Consider the following 23220-nt stretch of genomic DNA (forward strand, 5'->3'; position numbering starts at 1 on the left):
CTTTCAAGGAATGATCGTCAAAGGCACGCGGGAGGCGACGGCCAAACGGCCCGTCACGCCACCGAACATACGCTCTTTCAAACCGCGCAGACCGACACGGCCCACCACGATCTGCTGTGCGCCATGCTTTTTGGCCAGATCGTCCAGAATATCGGCAACATCGCCGTGCTTTACGATGCCCTGAACCGTTACGCCCTTTTCGTCCGCTTTTTTCACCGCCGGATCGACAATGCGTTCACGGGCTAGCGCCAGCTCTTCTTCGCGCCGTTTGTGACGCTGGTCATTTTCCTCGGAGGTTTGGAAACTAAACGGAGACCATTCGATCACATACACGAGCTTGAGCTCGCAATCCCCGATCAATCTGGCCTGGGTCATAGCGAAATCCAAAGCGCGCGCTCCGGCCTCTCCCCCGTCCAGACCAACTATAATAGTCGAAGCTGTCATGTATTTATCCCTATGTTGAGACACGGTCTTTTTGCGGCCGCGTTGAATCGGGGCGCTAAACACACCCGAGTCTGCAGAATATAAACGAGGTCTGAAATTTTTTTCGACTGAATTTCGTGTAAAATGCGGTCAATCGTCCCCATTTACCGGCTTTTGCTCAGTTAAAACGGAAACCTGCTGCCAAAACTCCGCTGACGGGTCGTCGGGCCATGATCCAAAGCAAAGCGCACCACACCCTAAAAGCGGTCCCTCGGCGGCGGGTCTTCAAAACCGCACGAGATGCCTTATATATGAGCCTAATATATTGAACGTTTGCTCTTGCCCGCCAGTGGCGATATTGCACGCTCCAAATCGTATTCAGCTTATCCGAGGATTCTCAATGGCCGCCTTTCAATATGTCTATCACATGTCCGGTGTCTCAAAGACCTATCCGGGCGGTAAGAAATGTTTCGACAACATCAACCTGAACTTCCTGCCGGGTGTGAAAATCGGCGTCGTCGGTATCAACGGTTCGGGTAAATCGACGTTGATGCGGATTATGGCCGGTCAGGACAAAGACTTTTCGGGCGAAGCATGGGTCGCCGAGGGTGCCAAGGTTGGCTACCTCGAGCAAGAACCCTACCTCGACCCCGCTTTGACCGTGCGCGAGAATGTCATGCTGGGCGTCAAAAAGAAGAAAGATATTCTGGATCGCTATAACGAACTGGCGATGAACTATTCCGACGAAACCGCCGACGAGATGGCCGCGTTGCAAGACCAGATCGACGCAGAGAACCTGTGGGATCTCGACAGCCAGATCGACGTATCGATGGAAGCCCTGCGCTGCCCCCCTGATGATGCGGATGTCACAACCCTTTCTGGTGGTGAAGCCCGCCGTGTTGCCCTGTGCAAACTGCTGCTTGAAGCGCCTGAAATGCTGCTCCTCGATGAACCGACCAACCACTTGGACGCGGAAACCATCGCTTGGCTGCAACAGCACTTGATCGACTATAAGGGCACGATCCTGATCGTGACCCACGACCGTTATTTCTTGGATAACATCACCAGCTGGATTCTTGAGTTGGACCGCGGCAATGGCATCCCTTACGAAGGGAACTATTCCAACTGGATCGACCAGAAAGCCAAACGGCTTGAGCAAGAAGCCCGCGAAGACAAGTCCAAGCAAAAGACGCTGTCGCGCGAACTTGAATGGATGCGTCAGGGGGCCAAGGCCCGTCAGGCGAAATCCAAGGCACGTATTAACGCCTACAACGAAATGGCCGACAGCTCAGAGCGCGAGCGTCTGACGCGCGCCCAGATCGTTATCCCCAACGGCCCACGTCTGGGCAACAAGGTGCTTGAGGTCGAAGGCCTGTCCAAGGCTATGGGCGACAAGCTGTTGATCGAAAAGCTGGACTTTACCTTGCCACCGGGCGGGATCGTCGGCGTGATCGGGCCCAACGGCGCGGGTAAATCGACCCTGTTCAAAATGATCACCGGCCACGAACAACCCGACACCGGCACGATCGAGCTTGGGAACACGGTTGATCTGTCCTACGTCGACCAGTCGCGCGATGACCTGAACCCGGACGATAACGTCTGGCAGGCCATCTCTGGCGGGGCCGAGATCATCAAACTGGGCGACGCCGAAGTAAACTCCCGCGCCTATTGCGGTGCATTCAACTTCAAGGGCGGCGACCAACAGAAGAAAGTCGGCCTGCTGTCAGGTGGTGAACGCAACCGTGTGCACATGGCGCGTCTGCTCAAAGAAGGCGGCAACGTACTGCTGCTCGATGAACCGACCAACGATTTGGACGTTGAAACGCTCCGTGCGCTCGAAGACGCGCTGGTCGACTTCGCGGGCTGCGCCGTGGTCATCTCGCACGACCGCTTCTTCCTTGACAGGATCTGTACGCACATCCTTGCATTCGAAGGCGACGCACATGTCGAATGGTTCGAAGGTGGCTTCTCTGATTACGAAGAAGACAAGAAACGCCGTCTGGGCGAAGACGCCATGGAACCCAAGCGCATGAAACACAAGAAATTCTCGCGCTGATCCAGCCGTAGGTTTTAATGACAAAGGCCCCTGCAGGAAACTGCGGGGGCCTTTTCGTTTCTAGTGGGCATCGCGAGTGCGATGCAAAAAAGGGGGGGCGATTATACCCCGTCGGCCAGCTCGGCATAGCCGTCGGTGCGGTCCGTACTGGCGCTGTCTGGCACGGTTTCACGGCCCAGAAAGTCGCGCAGCGTGTTGCAGGCAGACAGCCCCGACCACAGCCGCTGGTTCGACACGAGCTTTACGGTTACATCTGCGCTAAAGTCCCCCCCAATCCGCACCGCAGTGCCGTCATGGGAGAGGATATCCTCGATGTCTTTCTGAATTTCATCCGGCTTGATCCGGTGGCGGCCGATCACGGTCCCCACGATGATTCCGTCGCCCGCATAGCCCATATAGCATTTCTCGTGCACCAGCGCCGCGACCGTGGCCTGCGCAACCAAACCCATCTGGCGGCAGAATTCAGCCGGGCTTGCCGCGTCAAAGATATTGCGGATTTGTGGGAGCTTCACCGCGAAAAGACTCATGGCATAGCAGCCTTCGGGCAGGCGCAGCATGTGGTTTTCGAACCCGTGCAGATCATCGACCCCCACGACGTTCAGATCAAAGCTTTCGTCCACGCGGACCTTCATCAGGCCCGACAGTTCCGCCAGCGTATGGGCCGCCTCGCGTTCACGGCGCAGGCTGTCGCTGAGCATCCCCGCCATGTTGATCCGCGCGCCCAGCTCGATACCGTTGAGCGGCTTGAAGATGAAATCGGTCGCCCCTGCACGGAATGCCGTGTCCATCAGATCGTGTTTGCGGCTGCCGGTAATCATAATAATCGGCGCGCTTTTATAGGCCTGCATGGTGCGAATATCGTCACACAGCGTAATCCCATCGACGCCGGGCAACATGATATCCAGCAAGAAACAGTCAAAACTTGCCCCGTGGTCTTCGATCTTGGCCATCCCGTCCTCGGCCGAGACGGCACAGACCAGATCAAACCCAAGCGACGGCGTGAGGCAGTCGCGCAGGAGGTCGAGGATGGTAGGGTCGTCGTCTACGGCAAGGATTTTCATAAGGGGGCTCACTCGTTGTCGGGTTACCAGAAAGGGGGAATCGTTAAGTTTGTGATACGGCTGGGAACAAAATCGCAAAAGAATCTGTCAGCAGTGGGGCAAAATGAGCCAAGGCGTTAACCGTTTTGAGGTTGCAAACGGCCAACATCTATTGGCGTAAAACGCCTTCGCCGAAGGAAGTAAGGCAAGAATGTGCCGAAATAAGCGATGAACGGCCTGTTTTTTAACGCCCATTGACAGCCTCTTGCGCGAATCTCTGCGACCTGCCATATCGAAGGAGCTAACGTTATTCTTTTTCGACCAACTGTCTCCCTCATACGGCGTTCAGACTTCGATCCAGACCGACAACGCCGAGCCATCGCACGACGCGGATGGCATACTAGAGGAGACTACGGATATGGCCACTGGCACCGTAAAATGGTTTAACACAACTAAAGGCTTCGGCTTTATCGCACCCGATGGCGGCAGCAAAGATGTATTCGTACACATCTCCGCTGTTGAGCGCGCAGGCCTGACCGGTCTGGCCGACAACCAGAAAGTGACATTCGACATCGAAGCTGGCCGTGACGGCCGCGAATCCGCGTCGAACATCGCACTGGCATAAGCCATGCAGGGCCTTAGGCCCGCACCATGAATTTGCCGGCTGACCCTCACGGGACAGCCGGTTTTTTTATGCCCTCAGGGTTGCCAAACCCAACCCAAGTGGCAAAATACCGTCATCACATCCTAAAGGAGCCCCCCATGCGCCGTCGTCAGTTTATCGCAGGCTCTTTGGCCGCCCTCGCCTTTCCGCACGCGCTGTTCGCCGCGGGTGCCGCCTATGATCCCATGCCGCAAATGGTGTCGATCAAACCGCAATATGCCGTGGGTGAACTGCTGATCCTGCCCCGCAGCCACTACCTGTATCTGGTGACCGCCCCCGGTCAGGCCATGCGATACGGTGTGGGCGTCGGCAAAGCGGGTCTGGAATTCACCGGCACCGCGACGATCGACGTCAAAAAGGAATGGCCCACGTGGCGCCCCACGGACGAAATGATCGAACGCGAACCCAAATCCTATGCGCGGTTCATCGGGAACACCGACGCGCAGCCGGGCGGCCCCAGCAACCCACTGGGCGCGCGCGCACTGTACCTGTTCCAGAACGGCAAAGACACGTATTTCCGCATCCATGGCACCACCCAACCCAGCAGCATCGGGCGCTCTGTCTCGAATGGCTGCATCCGGATGCTGAATGAACACGTCAAGGACCTTTACCAGCGCGTGCCTATCGGCACCAAAGTTACCGTTCTTTAAGTATCAGACTCACAACGTAAAAGGGGCTGGCATCACTGCCAGCCCCTTCTCGTTTCGGCATACCCTTAGGGATATACCCTCTTAGTTCAGCGCCTTGTCAGTGATCGCATGGGTCCAGGCTCCCGACGGCTCGGCTGTGATGACGGGATCGGAGCCACCAGACAGCAGCGATTGTACCGTCCGCTCATAGTCTGCCTCGTCCAATGCGCCGTTGCTGCCTGCGGTCAGCTTGGCCACTTCGCCCATCATGCGTTTCTGATGCTCTTCGGTCTGGGCACCGGAAGCGTCATTGTCCAAGACGATTTCCGCGGCTTCATCAGGATTTTGCTCGGCGTATTTCCAGCCCTTCATCGACGCCCGCACAAAGCGCACCATCTTTTCCTCGAACGCCGGATCGGCAAGGTTCTCTTCCAGTGCGTACAGCCCGTCTTCCAATGTGGCGACGCCCTGCTCTTCGTATTTGAACACGTTCAGATCATCTGGTGTCAGACCTGCGTCGATCACCTGCCAGTATTCGTTATAGGTCATGGTCGACACGCAAGCCGCCTGATTTTGCAGCAGCGGGTCCACGTTAAAGCCCTGCTTTAGAACGGTAACCCCATCCTCGCCGCCTTCGGTGGGCAGCTCAAGCTTGTTCATCCAGCTAAGGAAAGGGAATTCGTTGCCAAAGAACCAGACGCCCAAGGTCTTGCCCTTAAAGTCGTCGGTGGTCTCGATCCCGGCGTCCTTGCGGCAGGTCAGCATCATGCCAGACGACTTGAACGGCTGTGCGATATTGACCATCGGCAGGCCTTTTTCACGCGCGGCCAAAGCGGCAGGCATCCATTCAACGGCAACATCCGCTCCGCCACCGGCCAGAACCTGTGTTGGCGCGATATCCGGACCGCCCGGTTTGATCGTGACGTTCAGGTCTTCTTCTTCATAGAACCCCTTATCCTGCGCCACATAATAGCCCGCGAACTGCGCTTGCGTGACCCATTTCAGTTGTAGCGTCACATCATCCGCAGCTTGCGCCATGGTCCCCATCAGGCCCACAGCGGCCCCGGCGACATATGTTGATAGTTTTTTCATTATTATATCTCCCTCTTGGTTGGTTGGTCGTTTTGGTTAGTTCCGCTGGCTGGGGTGCCAAAAGGTCACCCGCCGTTCAAACAAGGACATCGCGCCATAGAAGGCGGAGCCGGCAATCGCCGCGACAACAATCTCGGCCCAGACCAGATCAAGCGCAAGCTGACCGACCGAGGTAGAGATGCGAAACCCCATTCCCCGCACGGGAGAGCCGAAAAATTCAGCAACAATCGCCCCGATCAACGCCAAGGTCGTGCCGATCTTGAGACCATTGAACACGAAAGGCATCGCAGCAGGCAAGCGCAGCTTGAACAACGTCGCCCAATAACTGGCTGCATAGGTCCGCATCAGGTCGCGCTGCATCGCATCCGTCGCTTGCAGGCCCTGCACGGTGTTCACCAGCATCGGAAAGAACACCATGACGACCACCACGGCGGCCTTTGACTGCCAATCAAACCCGAACCACATGACCAGAATAGGCGCCATGCCGATCACCGGCAGTGCCGCGACAAAGTTACCAACCGGCAACAGCCCGCGTTGCAAAAACGGAAACCGGTCAATCGCAATGGCAATTAGGAAGGCCGCACCGCAGCCCAGAACATAGCCCGACAGCGCGCCCTTCAGCACGGTCTGCACAAAATCCACCCAAAGGATATCGACCGACGACACCAACCGCAGCGCGATCAGCGACGGCGCAGGCAGCAAGACCTGCGAAATCTCGAGCCCCCGCACGATGCCTTGCCACACGGCGATCAGCGTCGCCCCAAAAACCAACGGTGCCGCCAAAGACACCCACCGCCCCGGACGCAACCGCGCCAGCCGGATGTTGACCCACATGCCGAAAGCCCATGCCAGCGCTGCAAATACCAACCAGATCATCGCGCCATCCCCATCCGTTTCAACGTCACCCGTTGGATCAGACCAATGATCCCCACCAGCAGCGCCGCCAGCGCCGCCGCCATAATCAGCGCGCTCCAAATCTGGATCGTCTGGCCATAATAGCTGCCCGCCAGCAACCGCGCCCCAAGTCCCGCGACCGCCCCCGTTGGCAGTTCACCGATGATGGCCCCGACAAGGGACGCCGCCATAGCAATCTTGAGCGAGGTAAAGAAATACGGCATCGAGGCAGGCAAGCGCAGCTTCCAGAACGACTGGGCCGTGCTCGCATGCCAGGTGCGCATCTGGTCCAGTTGCATTTGGTCAGGGCTACGCAGCCCTTTGACCATGCCCACGACAACGGGGAAGAAAGACAGGTACATGCTGATCATCGCCTTGGGCAGCAAGCCCGACACGCCCACGGCGTTCAGCACCACGATAATCATCGGTGCAATCGCCAGAATGGGAATGGTCTGACTGGCAATGACCCACGGCATTACCGACATATCCATCACGCGGTTGAACACGATCCCCACGGCCAACAAGACGCCAAGCAACGTCCCCATGCCAAACCCCAGAAGGGTCGCGCTCAGCGTGACCCACGAATGATACACCAAAGACCGTTTCGACGTGATCTTTTTCATCACCGTCGTATCCCAAATCTCGGACGCTACCTGATGCGGGGCGGGCAGCTTGGGCTTTTTCTGCGACCACGTGTCCGCGACCAGCGATGTCGTCGTCACCACCTCACCCGACCGCGTCGCCTTGTCATAGGTCCAGTCCGAATTCAGCCAGATTGCCGCCGCATACCACAGCGCAAACAAAACCCCGACCACGGTCAGCACAGGCAGAAAGCTCGCCCTCATCGCGCGCCCCCTTGCTTCCAGATGGTTTGAAAATCCTCCCCGAAGGGCCGGGCTGCGGCAGGTGCGCGATCAATCATCCGCATGCCCTGCCCGCAACCCTTCGCGCACCCGATGCGCGATCTCCAGAAATTCCGGTGTTTCGCGGATGTCCAAAGGGCGCTCTCGCGGCAGCGTACTTTCGATCACATCAGCAATCCGTCCCGGGCGCGGGCTCATCACCACGATTTTTGTGCTCAGATACACCGCCTCGGGGATGGAGTGGGTGACAAAAGCGATGGTCTTTTGCGTGCGCGCCCACAGACGCAAAAGCTGTTCGTTCAAATGGTCACGCACGATCTCGTCCAACGCACCAAAGGGTTCGTCCATCAACAAGATATCCGCATCAAACGCCAAGGCCCGCGCGATAGATGCCCGTTGCTGCATCCCGCCCGACAGTTGCCAAGGGAACTTGCGCTCGAACCCCGCCAGCTCGACCAGCTCCAGCACCTGACGGACACGCGCCGCCTTATCCGCCTTGGAATACCCCATGATCTCGAGAGGCAGACGGATGTTGCCACCGATCGTACGCCATGGATAAAGCCCCGCCGCCTGAAACACATAGCCATAAGCCCGCGCCCTGCGTGCCTCGGCAGCGCTCACGCCATTCACCGTGATCTCGCCACCCGTTGGCTGCTCAAGGTCCGCCATACAGCGCAGAAACGTCGTCTTGCCGCAGCCCGATGGCCCGATAAAGCTAACGAAATCGCCCTTTTCGATATCAAGCGAGACGTCTTTCAGCGCGTGGACAGGGCCGTCGTTCGTTTCAAATGTCAGGGATAGGTTCTGGGCCGAGATCACGGGCGCGGTGCTCATATGCTGCGTCCCTCTTCTGCCGTACAACGTGCTCGCATTTATGCTGGCCTTTTTCTTCATATGTCAGCGCGGCGCAACCGCCGCGCCGCTTTGGCGGGTCCGCGTTCAGATCCCCGCAGGGATGTTCAACGGATCGCGTTTGATCAGTTTCGGCGCAGTCAACTCTTTCCACTTGCTCAGCGCAAGGTTGGCCGACGGGAAGGCAGGCCGCGGCACAAAGCGTCCGCGTCCGGGGTTGGGCTGCGAATTCTGCCCCCAGGCCCAGATGACCTCGCCACGACTGAGGGTATAGCGTGCCTGTGCCTTGACCTCAAAGCCTTCAAAGACGTTGTAATCCAGAATGGAATGGTGGTTCGCGGTTGAAATCGTCTTGCTGATTTTTGGATCCCAGACGACGATATCCGCATCCGCCCCTTCGACGATGGCCCCTTTGCGCGGGTAGATGTTCAGGATTTTCGCCACGTTGGTAGAGGTCGCGGCGACGAATTCATTCGGTGTCAGCCGGCCCGTCTCGACGCCTTCGGTCCACAGAACTGCCAGACGCTCTTCCAGCCCGTTCGACCCGTTGGGGATGATGCGGAAATCGTCCTTGCCCGCGCGTTTTTGCTCGGTCGAGAACGCGGCGTGGTCCGTCGCAACCACCTGCAACGATCCCGACTGCAAGCCCGCCCAAAGGCTGTCCTGATGGTCCTTGGACCGGAACGGCGGCGACATGACACGGCGTGCGGCGTGATCCCAATCCTTGTTGAAATATTCTGATTCGTCCAAGGTCAGGAACTGGATCAGTGGCTCGCCGTAGACCCGCATCCCCTTTTGCCGCGCACGGCGGATCGCCTCGTGGGTCTGCTCGCAGGACACATGCACGATATAAAGCGGCACCCCTGCGGCATCTGCGATGGTGATCGCGCGGTTCGCGGCTTCGCCTTCCAGCTCGGGCGGACGGGAATAGGCGTGCCCCTCTGGCCCCGTGATCCCCTGATTGAAATACTTCTCTTGCAAGGCCGCAACCAGATCACCGTTTTCGGCGTGCACCATGGGCAGCGCACCCAGTTCAGCACAGCGCTGGAAGGATGCAAACATCTCGTCATCCTCGACCATCAAGGCACCCTTGTAGGCCATGAAATGCTTGAACGAATTCACCCCCATCTCGACGGCGTCTTTCATCTCGTCAAAGACATTCTCGTTCCAACCGGTGATCGCCATGTGATAGCCGACGTCCGAACAGATCTGCGGTGCGGATTTGCGGTGCCATTCATTGATCGCGTTCTTGATCGACCCATCCGCACCGGGCAGACAGAAATCGACGATCATCGTCGTCCCGCCCACAGCCGCGGCCCAAGTCCCCGTCTCGAAGGTTTCGGCCGCCGTGGTCCCCATAAAGGGCATCTCGAGGTGGGTGTGCGGATCAATACCGCCGGGAATGACATAGGCCCCTTCGGCGTCGATGTATTCGTCGCCCACCAGATCCTCGCCGATCTGTTTGATGATCTCGCCCTCGATCAGCACATCCGCTTTCCAGGTCCGATCCGCCGTGCAGACCATGCCGCCCTTGATAACCTTACTCATTTTTCCCTCTCCCCTATCTGTCTTCCAATTGGCCTAAATCCCGGGGGTGTGGGGGCTGGCCCCCACTGCGCAATAGCTGCGGCCCCCGCCCGGATCAGCCCACAATCTTGGCTGTTTCCAGCACCGCGTGCAGCAGTACATCGGCACCCGCTTTGGCCCAGTCTTTGGTGATTTCTTCGGCCTCGTTATGGCTTAGCCCATCGACGCAGGGGCACATGACCATTGCTGTCGGAGCCACCCCGTTGATCCAGCAGGCATCGTGACCGGCCCCCGAGATGACATCCATATGACTATACCCCAGCCGCTCTGCTGCAGACCGGATTGCGGAGACGCAGCCTTCGTCAAACGTCACGGGATCAAAGCCGCCGACCTTTTCAAAGGCAACCTCAAGCCCCATGTCATCGGCGATCTTCTGGCCTTCGACCCGCAGACGCTTTTCCATATCTTCGATCACGCTCAAATCAGGCGACCGGAAATCGACGGTAAAGATCACTTGGCCCGGAATGACATTGCGCGAATTCGGGTAGACCTCGAAATGCCCTGCGGCACCAACCGCGTGGGGCGCGTGGGACCATGCGATCTGGTCCACGGCCTCAAGCATGCGCGCCATGCCAAGCCCTGCGTTCTTGCGCATGGGCATCGGGGTTGATCCGGTGTGTGCATCCTTGCCGGTCACGGTGACTTGGGTCCACGACAGCCCCTGCCCGTGGGTGACAACACCGATGTCTTTGCCTTCGGTTTCAAGGATCGGGCCCTGTTCGATGTGCAGCTCGAAAAAGGCGTGCATCTTCCGGGCGCCGACCTCTTCGTCGCCTTGCCAGCCGATCCGCTTGAGCTCATCACCAAAGCTCAGGCCCTCGGCATCGGTCTTTGCATAGGCCCATTCTTGCGTGTGGATGCCGGCAAAGACACCGGACGACAGCATGGCGGGCGCATAGCGGGTGCCTTCTTCGTTGGTCCAGTTGGTCACGACCACGGGGTGCTTTGTCTTGATCCCCAGATCGTTCATCGTGCGCAGCAATTCCAACCCGCCAAGCACGCCCAATACGCCGTCATATTTCCCGCCCGTAGGCTGCGTATCCAGATGCGACCCGACATAGACCGGCAGTGCATCGGGGTCAGTGCCATCGCGCTGCGCAAACATGTTGCCCATCGTGTCGAGACCCATGGTGCAGCCGGCCTCCTCGCACCATTTCTGGAACAGGGCGCGGCCTTCGGCGTCTTCGTCGGTCAGCGTCTGGCGGTTATTCCCACCTGCCACACCGGGGCCGATCTGGGCCATCTCCATCAGACTGTCCCACAGACGATCAGGGTTGATCTTCAGGTTTTCACCGGGCGCGGCCATAGCGGTTTCCTTTGCGTTTTCTACCTTGTGGAAGGTGTAAATTTTTACCATTTGGTAAATCCACGATTGCGGCTAGGGTTAAGTCTGTCAAGAAATGCTTTCCTTGGGGCCACCCGTCACTGGCGGACTGCCGCATTTTCAGGCACTTACACCGGAAGGGACCGCGCCATGCCCGACGCCACCGCCAAGAAAAAGCCCAGCCGAATCCAAAGGCGCAACCGGCGTGTCATCCTGGACGCCGCGCTGGATGTGTTTTCCTGCTACGGGTTTCGGGGTGCCACGCTGGATCAGATTGCCACAGAGGCAGGGCTCAGCAAACCAAATATATTGTATTATTTCAGTGGCAAAGAAGAAATTCATACGACCCTTCTCAGCCAGCTTATGGAAACATGGCTGGACCCTCTGGTAGAGCTCGACGCCCACGGTGACCCGCGCACAGAGCTGTTGGATTACGTGCAGCGCAAGCTGGATATGGCGCGGGATTTGCCCCGCGAGAGCCGGCTGTTCGCTGGTGAAATTTTACGCGGTGCGCCGCATATGGGCCCTCGATTGCAAAGCGATCTAAAGCCGCTTTTTGATGAAAAATGCGCCGTCATTTCGGCCTGGATGGACGCAGGAAGGATCGCACGGATGGACCCGCGGCATCTGATATTCTCGATCTGGTCCACAACGCAGCACTATGCGGATTTTGCCCCACAAGTGGCGCTGTTGCTTGAGGGCGACGCCGAACAGCATCAACAGGCGTCGGATCATCTACGGCTGATGTTCTCTACGTTGCTGACCCCCGCCGCACCGGCAAAATAGCGGCGGGGGCCAAGGTTCACTCTGCCGCCGTGGCGGAGGGGTTGTTCGGGTGCGTCGTCCAGTTGGCATACGCCGCTTCGACCGTTTTTCCGGTACGCGGGTCCGTGGTGCCCGTGGCCAATTCCACCATCGAGATACAATCCTCGACAGGGCAGACATTGACGCACAGGTTGCAGGCCACGCATTCATCGTCGATCACGCTGAACGTCCGGTCTTCGGACATGGCAATCGCCTGGTGCGACGTGTCTTCGCAGGCTGCAAAACATCGCCCGCACGAGATGCACAAATCCTGATCGATCTTTGCCTTGGCGACATAGTTCAGGTTCAGCTGGTTCCAGTCGGTCACGTTGGGCACCGCGCGGCGGACCAGTTGATCGACCGACGTCATCCCCTTGTCGTCCATATATTCTGACAGGCCGCTGATCATTTCCTCGACGACCTTAAATCCATAGGTCATCACGGCGGTACAGACCTGCACGTTCCCCGCCCCAAGTGCGAGAAACTCTGCCGCGTCGCGCCATGTGGTCACGCCGCCGATACCGCTGATCGGCATATCAGCCGTGGCAGGGTTGCGGGCAATCTCGGCCACCATGTTCAGCGCAATGGGTTTCACCGCCGGACCGCAATAGCCGCCATGGGTGCCTTTGCCGTCGATTGTCGGTTCGGGCGCGAACAGGTCCAGATCGACCGAGGTGATAGAGTTGATCGTGTTGATCAGGCTCACCGCATCCGCACCACCGCGTTTCGCGGCCTCGGCGGGATAAAGCACATTGGTGATGTTCGGCGTCAGCTTTACGATCACCGGCATCCGCGTGTACATTTTGCACCAGCGGGTCACCATTTCGATGTATTCCGGCACCTGCCCCACGGCAGACCCCATGCCGCGTTCGGCCATCCCGTGCGGGCAGCCAAAGTTCAGCTCGATCCCGTCGGCACCGGTGTCCTCCACATGCGGCAGGATCGCTTTCCACGCCTCTTCCTCGCACGGGACCATGATCGAGGCGATCAGCGCACGGTCGGGGTAGTCGCGTTTGACCGCTTTCATCTCGCGCAGGTTCACTTCAAGCGGACGGTCGGTGATCAGCTCGATGTTGTTGAGCCCCAACAGCCGCCGGTCCGCCCCATAGATGGCACCGTAGCGCGGGCCGTTGACGTTGACGACCGGCGGGCCCTCCATGCCGAGCGTTTTCCACACGACACCGCCCCATCCCGCCTCGAAGGCGCGGCGGACGTTGTATTCCTTGTCCGTTGGCGGCGCGGATGCCAGCCAGAACGGGTTCGGGCTTTTGATGCCCACGAAGTCGCTTCTTAGATCAGCCATTTGCGTTCTCCTGTAGGGGCTTAGCCCATCAATACCATGTGAATGTCCATCGCCGCGTCGCGCCCTTCGGCAACGGCTGTCACGGTCAGGTCATCGCCGCCGCTGGCGCAATCCCCGCCTGCCCAGACCCCGTCAACGCTAGTGCGTCCGGTGCCATCGACCTTGATCTTGCGCGCCTCAAGCATCGGCAGCGCGTCGCCCTGCAACGTCTGGCCGATGGCCTTGAACACTTGATCCGCAGCAAGGCGCAGGGTCTGACCCGTGCCCTGCATCTGGTCATCCACATACTCGAATTCGATCTCGCGCACGGCACCGTTTCCGATCACGGCGACCGGCGTGGCGTGGGTCACGATCCGCACCCCTTTAGAGGCGGCAAGATCCTGTTCAAACACGCTGGCGTTCATCCGGTCCCGCCCGCGGCGATAGACCAGCGTCACATTCAACGCCCCCAACAGTTTCGCCTGAATGGCCGCGTCGATAGCGGTCATCCCGCCGCCAATCACCACAACGTCGCGGCCGATTGGCACGGCGGCTACATCGCTGGCCTGACGCAGATCGGCGATGAAATCGACGGCATTTAGGACGCCGGCCTTATCCTCGCCCTCAGCACCCAAAGCGTTCACACCGCCAAGGCCCATACCAAGGAACACAGCGTCATAGTCGGCCCGCAGGCTGTCCAGCGTCATTGCCGCACCGAGGGCCGCGTTATTCTGCACGGTGATGCCGCCGATCTTGAGCAGCCAGTCGACCTCTGCCTGCGCGAACCCGTCTGGTGTTTTGTAGGTGGCGATCCCGTATTCGTTCAGGCCGCCGGGCTTGGGCCGCGCGTCAAAGACGGTGACATCATGACCCATCATCGCCGCACGGTGCGCACAAGAAAGCCCTGCCGGACCCGCCCCCACAACCGCGACCCGTTTGCCCGTCGGTGCTGCGCGTTTAAACGGATGCGACCCCTTGGCTTGCAGATGGTCCGTGGCATAGCGTTGAAGCTCGCCGATCTTGACCGGCTTGCCCTCGGCCGCTTCGCGGACGCAAGCCTGTTCGCACAGTTGTTCGGTCGGACAAACGCGGGCACACATGCCGCCCATGATGTTCTGGCTCAGGATGGTCTTGGCCGCAGCATCCGGTGTGCCGGTGGCGATCTGCCGGATGAACAGCGGAATATCGATGTCCGTCGGGCACGCCGTGATGCACGGCGCGTCGTGACAGAAATAGCATCGGTCTGCGGCGACCAGCGCCTCGTGCACATCCAGCGGCGGGTGCAAATCCGAAAACTGCGCGGTGTAGGCATCAGCGTCCAGCCTTCCGGCAGCGACCCCCGGTTCAAAGATTTTCTGCGACATTTTTTTATCCCTGCTGTCACTATTTATTCAGAAACGCTCCCACGGAATGATTTTTTTATCAACTGGTAAAATTATTTCACTGTTGTGAAATTTCATGCGCAAACGCCCGCCTGTTGTGAATTTGCGGGCAAAAACTCTTGATTTTGTCCTTTTTGGCGCCAAAATCAGAGGTGCGACGCGAAAGACTTTCGACCCCTCAGCCCTTAGGCGCTGGTGCGATCAAGTTCTGACCGAGCCACGCTGCCGCATAATGTGGGCAGGACAAACACAGGAGTAACGGGGCATGGCGACTGGCACCGTAAAATGGTTCAATACTACAAAGGGATATGGCTTTATCGCGCCTGATGGCGGCGGCAAGGATATCTTTGTTCACATCTCGGCGGTTGAACGCGCTGGCCTGACCGGGCTTGCCGACAACCAGAAGGTGACATTCGACATCGAGGCAGGCCGTGACGGCCGTGAAAGTGCTGCAAATATCGCACTGGCCTGACCCGGCCCACGCCGGATCATAATAATTTTGACGACGGGCGCTTCGGTGCCCGTTTTTTGTGCAAAGTTACCGGTTCTCGTTGATCTGATCGATCAGGGTCAGCACTTTGGGCCCCAGTGCATCGACGATTCTGGTGACGCCCTGCGCGTTCGGGTGCACACCGTCTGCTTGGAAAAAGCCCCGTGCCTGCGCCAGATCAGGCTGTTTGCCATTCTCTGACAGACCGTCGAAAAAGCTGCCCATCAGCGTCGCGTCATACTGCGCGGCCAGATCGGGATAGATGCTGTCAAAGGACGTTTTATACTCTGGCCCGAAGTTGCCCGGTGCCGTCATGCCGACCAGCAGCACCTCGACCTCGGCGTCCTGCGCGGCCTTGAGTATCCCGTCCAGATTGGCACGGCTGACCGACGGATCGATCCCGCGCAAAAGGTCGTTCCCGCCAAGCGTCACGATCATGCCATCCACCTCGGGCGTCATGGTCCAGGCAACACGTGAAAGCCCGCCGGCGGTGGTATCCCCAGACACGCCCGCGTTGATGACCGTCACCTCGGCCCCATTCTGATCCAGCCAGTTTTGCAGTTGAGGCACGAACCCGTCTTCGGCAGGCAGACCGTATCCCTGCGTCAGACTGTCGCCCAATGCCGCAAGAACAAGCGGTTCCGCCAGTGCGGGGCCTGCTAATACCAGAACAAGTGCCGTCGTAACCTTGCGCATCATGGTCGAACCTCCATATCCAACAGGGACCGTATTTCAAAAGGCAGCCCTATGACCGACCCGGTGTTCCAGCTTCAAGATGCATCCCTGAAACTGAATGGCAACGCCGGAAAGGTCGACATCCTACATGGGATCACTCTGGACGTCGCACAAGGCGAGACGGTCGCCTTTACCGGCCCGTCGGGGTCGGGCAAGTCTTCGCTGCTGATGGTGATGGGCGGGCTCGAGAGGGCCACAGGCGGTTCCGTGCGGGCCTTGGGTGAAGACCTCAGCACGCTGTCCGAAGACGGGCTGGCCAAGTTTCGCCGCGGACGGATGGGCATCGTGTTCCAGTCTTTCCACTTGATCCCCACAATGACCGCGCTGGAAAATGTCGCCACCCCGCTTGAACTGAACGGCGTGGCTGATGCCTTTGACCGCGCCGAGGCCGAATTGCACGCCGTGGGTCTGGGTCACCGGCTGAACCACTATCCCGCACAGATGTCGGGCGGCGAACAGCAGCGGGTTGCACTGGCCCGCGCCTCTGCCCCGCGTCCGGCGATCCTGTTGGCGGATGAACCAACCGGCAATCTCGACAGCACCAACGGGGCCGCGATTATGGAGCTGTTGTTCGATCTGCGCGAAAAGCATGGGGCGACGCTGGTGCTGGTGACCCACGCCGATGATCTGGCCGCCCGCTGTGATCGGGTGGTGACGCTGACCGACGGGCGCATCGTCGGCGGGACCGGCGCATGAGCCTGCGTCTGGCCGGCCGTTTCGCCCGCCGCGAGATGCGCGGGGGGCTGCGCGGGTTCCGTCTGTTTCTGGCCTGCCTCGCCCTTGGCGTCGCGGCGATTGCCTCCGTAGGGTCTGTACGGTCCGCTATCGAAGGCGGGCTGCAACGCGAAGGCGCGGCCCTGCTGGGGGGCGCGGCAGAGATCGATTTCACCTATCGTTTCGCCACCCAAGACGAACGCGACTGGATCGAAACCCAAGCCAGCGCCGTGTCCGAGGTCGTCGAATTCCGGTCCATGGCCGTCGCCGGTGACGGCTCCGCAGCAGACCGTGCGCTGACGCAGGTAAAGGCGGTCGATGATTTGTACCCGCTGGTGGGCGACATGTTGCTGGAACCCGCGATGCCGCTGGAACAGGCGCTTGGCATAGAAAACGGGCTGTCGGGTGCCGTGATGGAGCGCGCCTTGTCCGACCGTCTGGGCCTATCCCCCGGCGATACCTTCAAGCTTGGCGTCAAGGAGTTCCGCCTGTCCGCCCTGATCGCCCGCGAACCCGACAGCGCCGCCAGCGGCTTTGCCCTTGGCCCCCGTACCCTGCTGCGCACCGATGCGTTGGAGGGCGCCGGCCTGCTGGCCGAAGGGACGCTGTTCAACTCTAAATACCGGATGCTGCTCCCCCCCGAAACCGATCTCGATCAGCTTAAGTCCGCCGCCCGTGCGCGGTTCGAAAACAGCGGGATGCGCTGGACCGATGCGCGCAATGGCGCACCGGGGGTATCGCGCTTTGTCGAACGGCTCACTGCGTTTTTGATCCTTGTGGGCCTGTCCGGTCTGGCTGTGGGCGGCGTCGGCGTGTCGGCTGCTGTACGGTCTTATTTGACCGGCAAGACAGAGGTCATTGCCGTGCTCCGAGCCCTTGGGGCAGACCGTGCGACGATCTTCCAGACATACTTTATCCAGATCGGCGCGCTATCGCTTTTGGGCGTCGCCATTGGCGTGGTGTTGGGGGCCGTGGCCCCGCTGGTTTTTGCGCCACTAATTTCCGCGCGGCTGCCGATCCCTGCGGCCTTTGCCATCTACCCCGCACCGCTGGCCGAGGCGGCGATCTACGGGCTGCTCACGGCGTTTGCCTTCACGCTCTGGCCACTGGCGCGCAGCGAGAACATCCGCGCGGCGACCCTGTTTCGGGATGCATGGGACGGGGCCGCACGCTTTCCCGCGCCGCGCTACGTGGCGGTCATCTTGCTGACCGTCGCGCTGCTGGTCGGGCTGGCGGGGTGGTTCAATGGCAGCTGGTGGCTGACGCTTTGGACCTTGGGTGGCATCGCAGGCGCGCTCGGGATACTCACGCTGGCTGCACTGCTGGTGCGTTTCCTTGCGCAACGCGCTACCGTTCTGGCACGCGGACGACCGCGGCTTCGCTGGGCCTTGACTGCGATTGGCGGCAGTGGCGAAGGGGCGGGTGCCGTGGTCTTGTCGCTCGGTCTTGGCCTATCGGTACTGGCCGCCGTGGGGCAGATCGACGGCAACCTGCGGCAGGCGATTTCGGGCAACCTGCCCGATGTTGCCCCGTCGTATTTCTTTGTCGATATCCAGAAAGACCAGATCGAGGGCTACACTAAACGGCTAACCGATGACCCGGCTGTGCGCCGCATCGATAGCGCACCGATGCTGCGCGGGGTCGTCACACAGATCAACGGCAGGCCCGCCAAAGATGTGGCAGGCGATCACTGGGTTGTGCGGGGCGACCGCGGGGTGACCTATGCCGAGGCCCCTGATGACGACACGGTGATCACCGCGGGCGAATGGTGGGCACCTGATTATGACGGCCCGCCGCTGATCAGCTTTGCCGCCGAAGAAGCCGAAGAGATCGGGCTAGAGCTCGGTGACACGCTGACCATCAACGTGCTGGGGCGCGACATCACGGGCACCATCGCCAGCTTTCAAGAGGTCGATTTCTCGTCCGCAGGGATCGGGTTTATCCTGACCATGAACCCCGCCGCGCTGACCGGCGCACCGCATACCTATATCTCGACCGTCTATGCCGACCCCGAAGCCGAAGCACCGATTCTGCGCGATCTGGCCACGGCTTACCCCAATATCACCGCGATCCGCGTGCGCGATGCGATCGACCGGGTGGCGGCGGTGCTTAGCGGGTTGGCCGCGGCGACATCTTACGGCGCGGCGGCTACTCTTTTGACCGGCTTTCTGGTATTGATCGGGGCAGCCGCGGCAGGGGCAGACGCCCGTCGCTATGAAGCCGCCTTGCTGAAAACGCTCGGAGCCTCGCGCCGCAGCATCGCCACCAGCTTTCTGTTGCGCGCCGCCCTGTTGGGGCTGTTTGCAGGGACCGTTGCGTTGCTGGCAGGTATTTTGGGCGGTTGGGCCGTCAGCCGCTTTGTGATGGATACCAGCTTTGCCGTGGTTTGGCCCTCGGCACTGTTGATCATCACCGGCGGTGCACTGGCGTCGATCCTTGCGTCGCTTAGCTTTGCGATCAATGCCTTGAACGCCAGACCCGCACAGGTGCTGCGCGCCCGCGAATAAGATGGATCCGATAGACCAAAAAAGGGAAACGACAATGACGCAGACGACCCAGACGCTGCCCGCCCCCCTGCCGCCGGTGCTGACGGCAGCCCAGCAAACCCATGTGATAAATGTCCTGCGCCGTGCTGCGCGGGCCGAGGTTTTGCCGCGTTTCCGCAATCTGGCACCGGCTGACATTGACACCAAATCCGGCCCGCATGATCTGGTCACCGCTGCCGATCTTGCTGCCGAAGCGATGATCACCCGCGCCCTTGCCACGGCCTATCCCGACGCGCTGATCATCGGCGAAGAAGCGGTATCGGCGAACCCCGGATTACTCGACAAGATCGCCGAAGCCCCTCTGGCCTTTATCCTTGATCCCATCGACGGCACATCGAACTTCACCCACGGGCTATCGACCTTCGGCATGATCCTTGCGGTGACACGCTTCGGTAAACCGGCCTTTGGCGTGATCTATGATCCGGTGAACGATGACTGGGTGATTGCCGATGATACCAGCACCCCGCGCTTTGAACGCGCCCTTGGGCTTTCGCGTCCGCTGCGCGTTGGCATGGGCAAGCAGATCGAAGAGCTCAGCGGATTTGTCCCGCTGGGAAACTTTACCAAGGAGCTTCGGGTCAAGGTTGCCGCCACCCTGCCGAGCTTTGCCAAGGTGAACTCCCTGCGCTGTTCGGCCCACGAATACCGCACCGTCGCCCAAGGCCATGCCGATTTCATCCTAAGCGGCACACTGCACCCTTGGGACCATGCCGCCGGCGCCTTGATCTGCGCCCAAGCCGGTGCCCACGTCGAGATGCTGTCGGGCGGCCCCTATGACGCGACCCTGCGGACGGGGCATATTCTGGTGGCACCAGACAAGACCACATGGAACCGCCTGCGCAAGGTCTTTGCCTTTCTCGCCGACAGCTAAGGCCGCCCCACGCAAAACGGGCGCGAGGTTTCCCCCGCGCTCGTTTTGTCACTCATATCTCTTGAAACTTACTCAGCCGCCTCTGCGTACTCCTCCATCGGCGGGCAGGTGCAGATCAGGTTGCGGTCGCCATGCACGTTGTCGACGCGGTTGACCGGAGGCCAGTATTTGTCGACGCGGAACGCACCGGGGGGGAAGCAACCCTGTTCGCGGGTGTAGGGGCGATCCCATTCGCCGACCAGATCTTCGACCGTGTGCGGCGCATTCTTCAGCGCGTTGTTTTCACGCGGCATGTCTCCGTTTTCGATCGCGCGGATTTCTTCGCGGATCGCCAGCATCGCGTCGCAGAAACGGTCCAGCTCGGCCTTGGTCTCTGACTCGGTCGGTTCCACCATCAAGGTGCCAGCGACAGGGAAGCTCATCGTGGGCGCGTGGAAGCCCGCGTCAATCAGACGTTTGGCGATGTCATCCACCGTCACGCCTGCGCTTTCCTCGAACGGGCGCACATCGAAAATACATTCATGCGCGACACGGCCCGTCGGCCCTTTGTACAGCACCTCGAACGCCCCTTCGAGCCGCTTGGCGATGTAGTTGGCGTTCAGGATCGCGACGCGTGTGGCTTGCGTCAGCCCGTCGCCGCCCATCATCAAACAATACGACCACGAGATCGGCAGAAGCGACGGCGACCCGTAGGGTGCAGCCGAAACAGCGCCTTCACCACCGTTCGGATGGCCCGGAACATGCGCGATGAGGTGCGATTTCACACCAATCGGACCCATGCCGGGGCCACCGCCGCCATGCGGAATGCAGAATGTTTTGTGCAGGTTGAGGTGGCTGACATCGCCGCCCACATCGCCCGGACGCGCCAAACCGACCATGGCGTTCATATTCGCCCCGTCGATATAGACCTGACCGCCGTGATCGTGGGTGATTTTGGTCACCTCGGTCACGGTTTCCTCGAACACGCCGTGGGTCGAGGGATAGGTGATCATGCAGCCAGCAAGGTTTTCGCTGTGCTTTTCCGCCTTGGCGCGGAAGTCGTCCAGATCGATATCGCCGTTGGGGGCGGTTTTGATCACAACAACCTTCCAGCCAACCATATTTGCGCTGGCGGGGTTGGTGCCGTGGGCCGACATGGGGATCAGGCAGATGTTGCGATGCCCTTGCCCGTTGGCACGGTGATAGGACGCAATCGCCAGCAGACCCGCATATTCACCCTGCGCACCCGAGTTGGGCTGCATGGAAATCGCGTCATAGCCGGTGATGTCACACAGCTTGGAGGACAGGTCGTCGATCATATGCTTATACCCAAGCGCCTGATCTTGCGGCACAAACGGGTGGATCATCGAGAACTCGCGCCAGCTGACGGGCATCATTTCCGCAGCCGAATTCAGCTTCATCGTGCACGACCCCAGCGGAATCATCGCACGGTCCAAGGCCAGATCACGATCGGCCAAACGACGCATATAGCGCATCATTTCGGTCTCGGCGCGGTTCATGTGGAAGATCGGGTGGGTCAGATATGCGCTTTCGCGCAGCATGTCGTCGGGGAAGCGATATTGCGCCTCGAACTTCTCATCTGTGCGGCGAATACCAAAGGCACGCCAGACGGCTTCGATCGTGGCAGGCACGCTGCGCTCGTCGAGGCTGATGCCAACGCGGGTCTCACCGACGCGGCGCAGGTTGATGCCCTCGTCCACGGCAGATTTCATCACAGCGGCCTGCAAGGGGCCGACATCAACCGTCACCGTATCAAAAAAGGATTTCGGATCGACCTTGAAACCGGCTTCTTCCAGCCCGTTGGCCAAGCGTACAGCCTTGCGGTGAATACGCTGTGCAATCGCCTTTAGACCGTCTGGCCCATGGAAAACCGCATACATCGACGCCATCACCGCCAGCAGCGCTTGCGCGGTACAAACGTTCGACGTCGCCTTTTCGCGGCGGATGTGCTGTTCACGCGTCTGCAGTGACAAACGGTAGGCACGGTTGCCGTGGGCATCAATCGACACGCCAACAATGCGGCCGGGCATGGCGCGCTTATAGGCGTCCTTGCAGGCCATATAGGCAGCGTGCGGGCCGCCATATCCTTCGGGCACGCCAAACCGCTGGGTGGACCCGACAGCGATATCCGCGCCCATGGCACCGGGTTCTTTCAGCAGCGTCAACGCCATCGGATCAGCGGATACGACACCCAAAGCACCAGCGTCATGCAGCGCAGTCATATGGTCGGTAAAGTCGCGCACATGGCCGTAGGTGCCGGGATACTGGAACAGGGCACCGAAAACAGCGCTCGCGTCCATTTTGTCCGGATCGCCGATGATCACTTCGATATCCAGCGGGGCCGCGCGGGTCTGGATCACGGCGATGTTCTGGGGGTGGCAATCGCGGTCGACAAAGAACGCCTTGGCCTTCGATTTCGACAGGCGCATCGCCATCGTCATCGCTTCGGCACAGGCCGTCGCTTCGTCCAGCAGAGACGCGTTGGCGACCTCGAGGCCGGTTAGATCGCTGATCATAGTCTGGAAGTTCAACAGCGCTTCAAGCCGGCCCTGACTGATCTCGGGCTGGTAGGGCGTGTAGGCGGTGTACCATGCGGGGTTTTCAAAAATGTTGCGCTGGATCGCAGGCGGCGTCACCGTGCCGTGATAGCCCTGCCCGATCAGCGAGGTCAGCACCTTGTTCTTGCCCGCCACCACGCGCATGTATTCTAACACTTCGCGCTCTGACATCGGCTTGCCAAAATCCAGCGGCTCTTTCTGGCGAATTTGAGCGGGCATCGTGTCATCGATCAACGCGCCAAGGCTCTGCGCGCCGACAGTTTTCAACATGTCCGACATCTCTGCCGGAGAAGGCCCGATATGTCTGCGGTTGGCAAAATCATACGGCAAATATTCGGTCGGTTTGAAAACCATGGCGCAAGGCCCCTCTTCCAAATGGTATAAAATCCCCGCCGGAGGCTCCGGCGGGGCAGC

At 59.9% G+C, this 23220-nt stretch carries 20 protein-coding genes; 8 read left to right on the forward strand and 12 right to left on the reverse strand.

Translation table 11 applies throughout. The annotated features are described in order from the left end of the window. Positions 1–3: 3 nt before the first annotated feature. Positions 4–444 (reverse strand): universal stress protein, encoded by a 441-nt coding sequence (locus tag E5180_RS10600; protein WP_138924350.1) that lies wholly within the window; start codon positions 442–444, stop codon positions 4–6. A gap of 379 nt (positions 445–823) precedes the next feature. Here E5180_RS10600 and ettA point away from each other — a divergent pair, with 379 nt between their 5' ends. Beyond that, positions 824–2479 carry an energy-dependent translational throttle protein EttA gene (gene ettA, locus E5180_RS10605; protein WP_093731403.1) on the forward strand — a complete coding sequence of 552 codons (1656 nt, stop codon included), beginning with the start codon at positions 824–826 and terminating at the stop codon, positions 2477–2479. Between the two features lie 101 nt (positions 2480–2580). Here ettA and E5180_RS10610 read toward each other — a convergent pair whose 3' ends face one another. Beyond that, positions 2581–3540, reverse strand: coding sequence for a response regulator (locus E5180_RS10610; RefSeq protein ID WP_138924351.1), 960 nt, complete (start codon positions 3538–3540; stop codon positions 2581–2583). Between the two features lie 397 nt (positions 3541–3937). Here E5180_RS10610 and E5180_RS10615 point away from each other — a divergent pair, with 397 nt between their 5' ends. Both E5180_RS10615 and E5180_RS10620 read left to right on the forward strand, forming a co-directional pair. Beyond that, positions 3938–4144: a cold-shock protein gene (locus tag E5180_RS10615; protein WP_005851393.1), complete on the forward strand. Its 207-nt coding sequence runs from the start codon at positions 3938–3940 to the stop codon at positions 4142–4144. Between the two features lie 137 nt (positions 4145–4281). Continuing rightward, a complete protein-coding gene (locus E5180_RS10620) occupies positions 4282–4833 on the forward strand; it encodes a L,D-transpeptidase (RefSeq protein ID WP_138924352.1) in 552 nt (183 codons plus the stop codon). An 81-nt stretch (positions 4834–4914) separates the two neighbouring features. Here E5180_RS10620 and E5180_RS10625 read toward each other — a convergent pair whose 3' ends face one another. From E5180_RS10625 to E5180_RS10650, 6 genes are all read right to left on the reverse strand, one after another. After that, positions 4915–5904 (reverse strand): ABC transporter substrate-binding protein, encoded by a 990-nt coding sequence (locus E5180_RS10625; RefSeq protein ID WP_093731406.1) that lies wholly within the window; start codon positions 5902–5904, stop codon positions 4915–4917. A gap of 36 nt (positions 5905–5940) precedes the next feature. Next, positions 5941–6780 carry an ABC transporter permease gene (locus E5180_RS10630; RefSeq protein ID WP_138924353.1) on the reverse strand — a complete coding sequence of 280 codons (840 nt, stop codon included), beginning with the start codon at positions 6778–6780 and terminating at the stop codon, positions 5941–5943. Then, positions 6777–7643: an ABC transporter permease gene (locus tag E5180_RS10635; protein ID WP_138924354.1), complete on the reverse strand. Its 867-nt coding sequence runs from the start codon at positions 7641–7643 to the stop codon at positions 6777–6779. Before E5180_RS10635 ends, E5180_RS10630 begins: the two co-directional genes overlap by 4 nt. A gap of 69 nt (positions 7644–7712) precedes the next feature. Then, entirely contained in the window at positions 7713–8495 is a 783-nt protein-coding gene (locus E5180_RS10640) for an ABC transporter ATP-binding protein (RefSeq protein ID WP_138924355.1), read from the reverse strand. Between the two features lie 105 nt (positions 8496–8600). Then, positions 8601–10061, reverse strand: coding sequence for a dihydropyrimidinase (gene hydA / locus E5180_RS10645; RefSeq protein WP_138924356.1), 1461 nt, complete (start codon positions 10059–10061; stop codon positions 8601–8603). 94 nt (positions 10062–10155) lie between these two features. After that, the gene (locus E5180_RS10650) at positions 10156–11406 is read right to left on the reverse strand and encodes a Zn-dependent hydrolase (protein WP_138925191.1); all 1251 of its coding nucleotides are present in this window, start codon (positions 11404–11406) and stop codon (positions 10156–10158) included. A 168-nt stretch (positions 11407–11574) separates the two neighbouring features. Between E5180_RS10650 and E5180_RS10655 the strand changes: the two genes are divergently transcribed. Beyond that, a complete protein-coding gene (locus tag E5180_RS10655) occupies positions 11575–12210 on the forward strand; it encodes a TetR family transcriptional regulator C-terminal domain-containing protein (RefSeq protein ID WP_138924357.1) in 636 nt (211 codons plus the stop codon). Between the two features lie 16 nt (positions 12211–12226). On the opposite strand, the gene preA is transcribed toward E5180_RS10655, so the two are convergent. Beyond that, the gene (gene preA / locus E5180_RS10660) at positions 12227–13531 is read right to left on the reverse strand and encodes an NAD-dependent dihydropyrimidine dehydrogenase subunit PreA (protein WP_138924358.1); all 1305 of its coding nucleotides are present in this window, start codon (positions 13529–13531) and stop codon (positions 12227–12229) included. A 20-nt stretch (positions 13532–13551) separates the two neighbouring features. Beyond that, positions 13552–14874: an NAD(P)-dependent oxidoreductase gene (locus tag E5180_RS10665; RefSeq protein WP_138924359.1), complete on the reverse strand. Its 1323-nt coding sequence runs from the start codon at positions 14872–14874 to the stop codon at positions 13552–13554. A 283-nt stretch (positions 14875–15157) separates the two neighbouring features. On the opposite strand from E5180_RS10665, the gene E5180_RS10670 reads away from it, so the two are divergent. Continuing rightward, positions 15158–15364: a cold-shock protein gene (locus tag E5180_RS10670; RefSeq protein ID WP_138663098.1), complete on the forward strand. Its 207-nt coding sequence runs from the start codon at positions 15158–15160 to the stop codon at positions 15362–15364. Positions 15365–15430: 66 nt separating this feature from the next. On the opposite strand, the gene E5180_RS10675 is transcribed toward E5180_RS10670, so the two are convergent. Then, positions 15431–16081 carry an arylesterase gene (locus E5180_RS10675; RefSeq protein ID WP_138924360.1) on the reverse strand — a complete coding sequence of 217 codons (651 nt, stop codon included), beginning with the start codon at positions 16079–16081 and terminating at the stop codon, positions 15431–15433. Between the two features lie 48 nt (positions 16082–16129). On the opposite strand from E5180_RS10675, the gene E5180_RS10680 reads away from it, so the two are divergent. Genes E5180_RS10680 through E5180_RS10690 form a run of 3 tightly spaced genes read left to right on the forward strand, consistent with a single transcriptional unit; the run spans position 16130 to position 20248 of the window. Further along, on the forward strand, positions 16130–16813 hold the full coding sequence (locus E5180_RS10680) for an ABC transporter ATP-binding protein (RefSeq protein WP_093731418.1): 684 nt from the start codon (positions 16130–16132) through the stop codon (positions 16811–16813). Next, positions 16810–19338: an ABC transporter permease gene (locus E5180_RS10685; RefSeq protein ID WP_138924361.1), complete on the forward strand. Its 2529-nt coding sequence runs from the start codon at positions 16810–16812 to the stop codon at positions 19336–19338. Before E5180_RS10680 ends, E5180_RS10685 begins: the two co-directional genes overlap by 4 nt. 34 nt (positions 19339–19372) lie before the next feature. Next, entirely contained in the window at positions 19373–20248 is an 876-nt protein-coding gene (locus E5180_RS10690; protein ID WP_138924362.1) for an inositol monophosphatase family protein, read from the forward strand. A gap of 68 nt (positions 20249–20316) precedes the next feature. On the opposite strand, the gene gcvP is transcribed toward E5180_RS10690, so the two are convergent. Beyond that, on the reverse strand, positions 20317–23160 hold the full coding sequence (gcvP, locus tag E5180_RS10695; protein ID WP_138924363.1) for an aminomethyl-transferring glycine dehydrogenase: 2844 nt from the start codon (positions 23158–23160) through the stop codon (positions 20317–20319). Between the last annotated feature and the right edge of the window lie 60 nt (positions 23161–23220).

Source organism: Sulfitobacter sp. BSw21498, assembly GCF_006064855.1.
Lineage (GTDB): Bacteria > Pseudomonadota > Alphaproteobacteria > Rhodobacterales > Rhodobacteraceae > Sulfitobacter.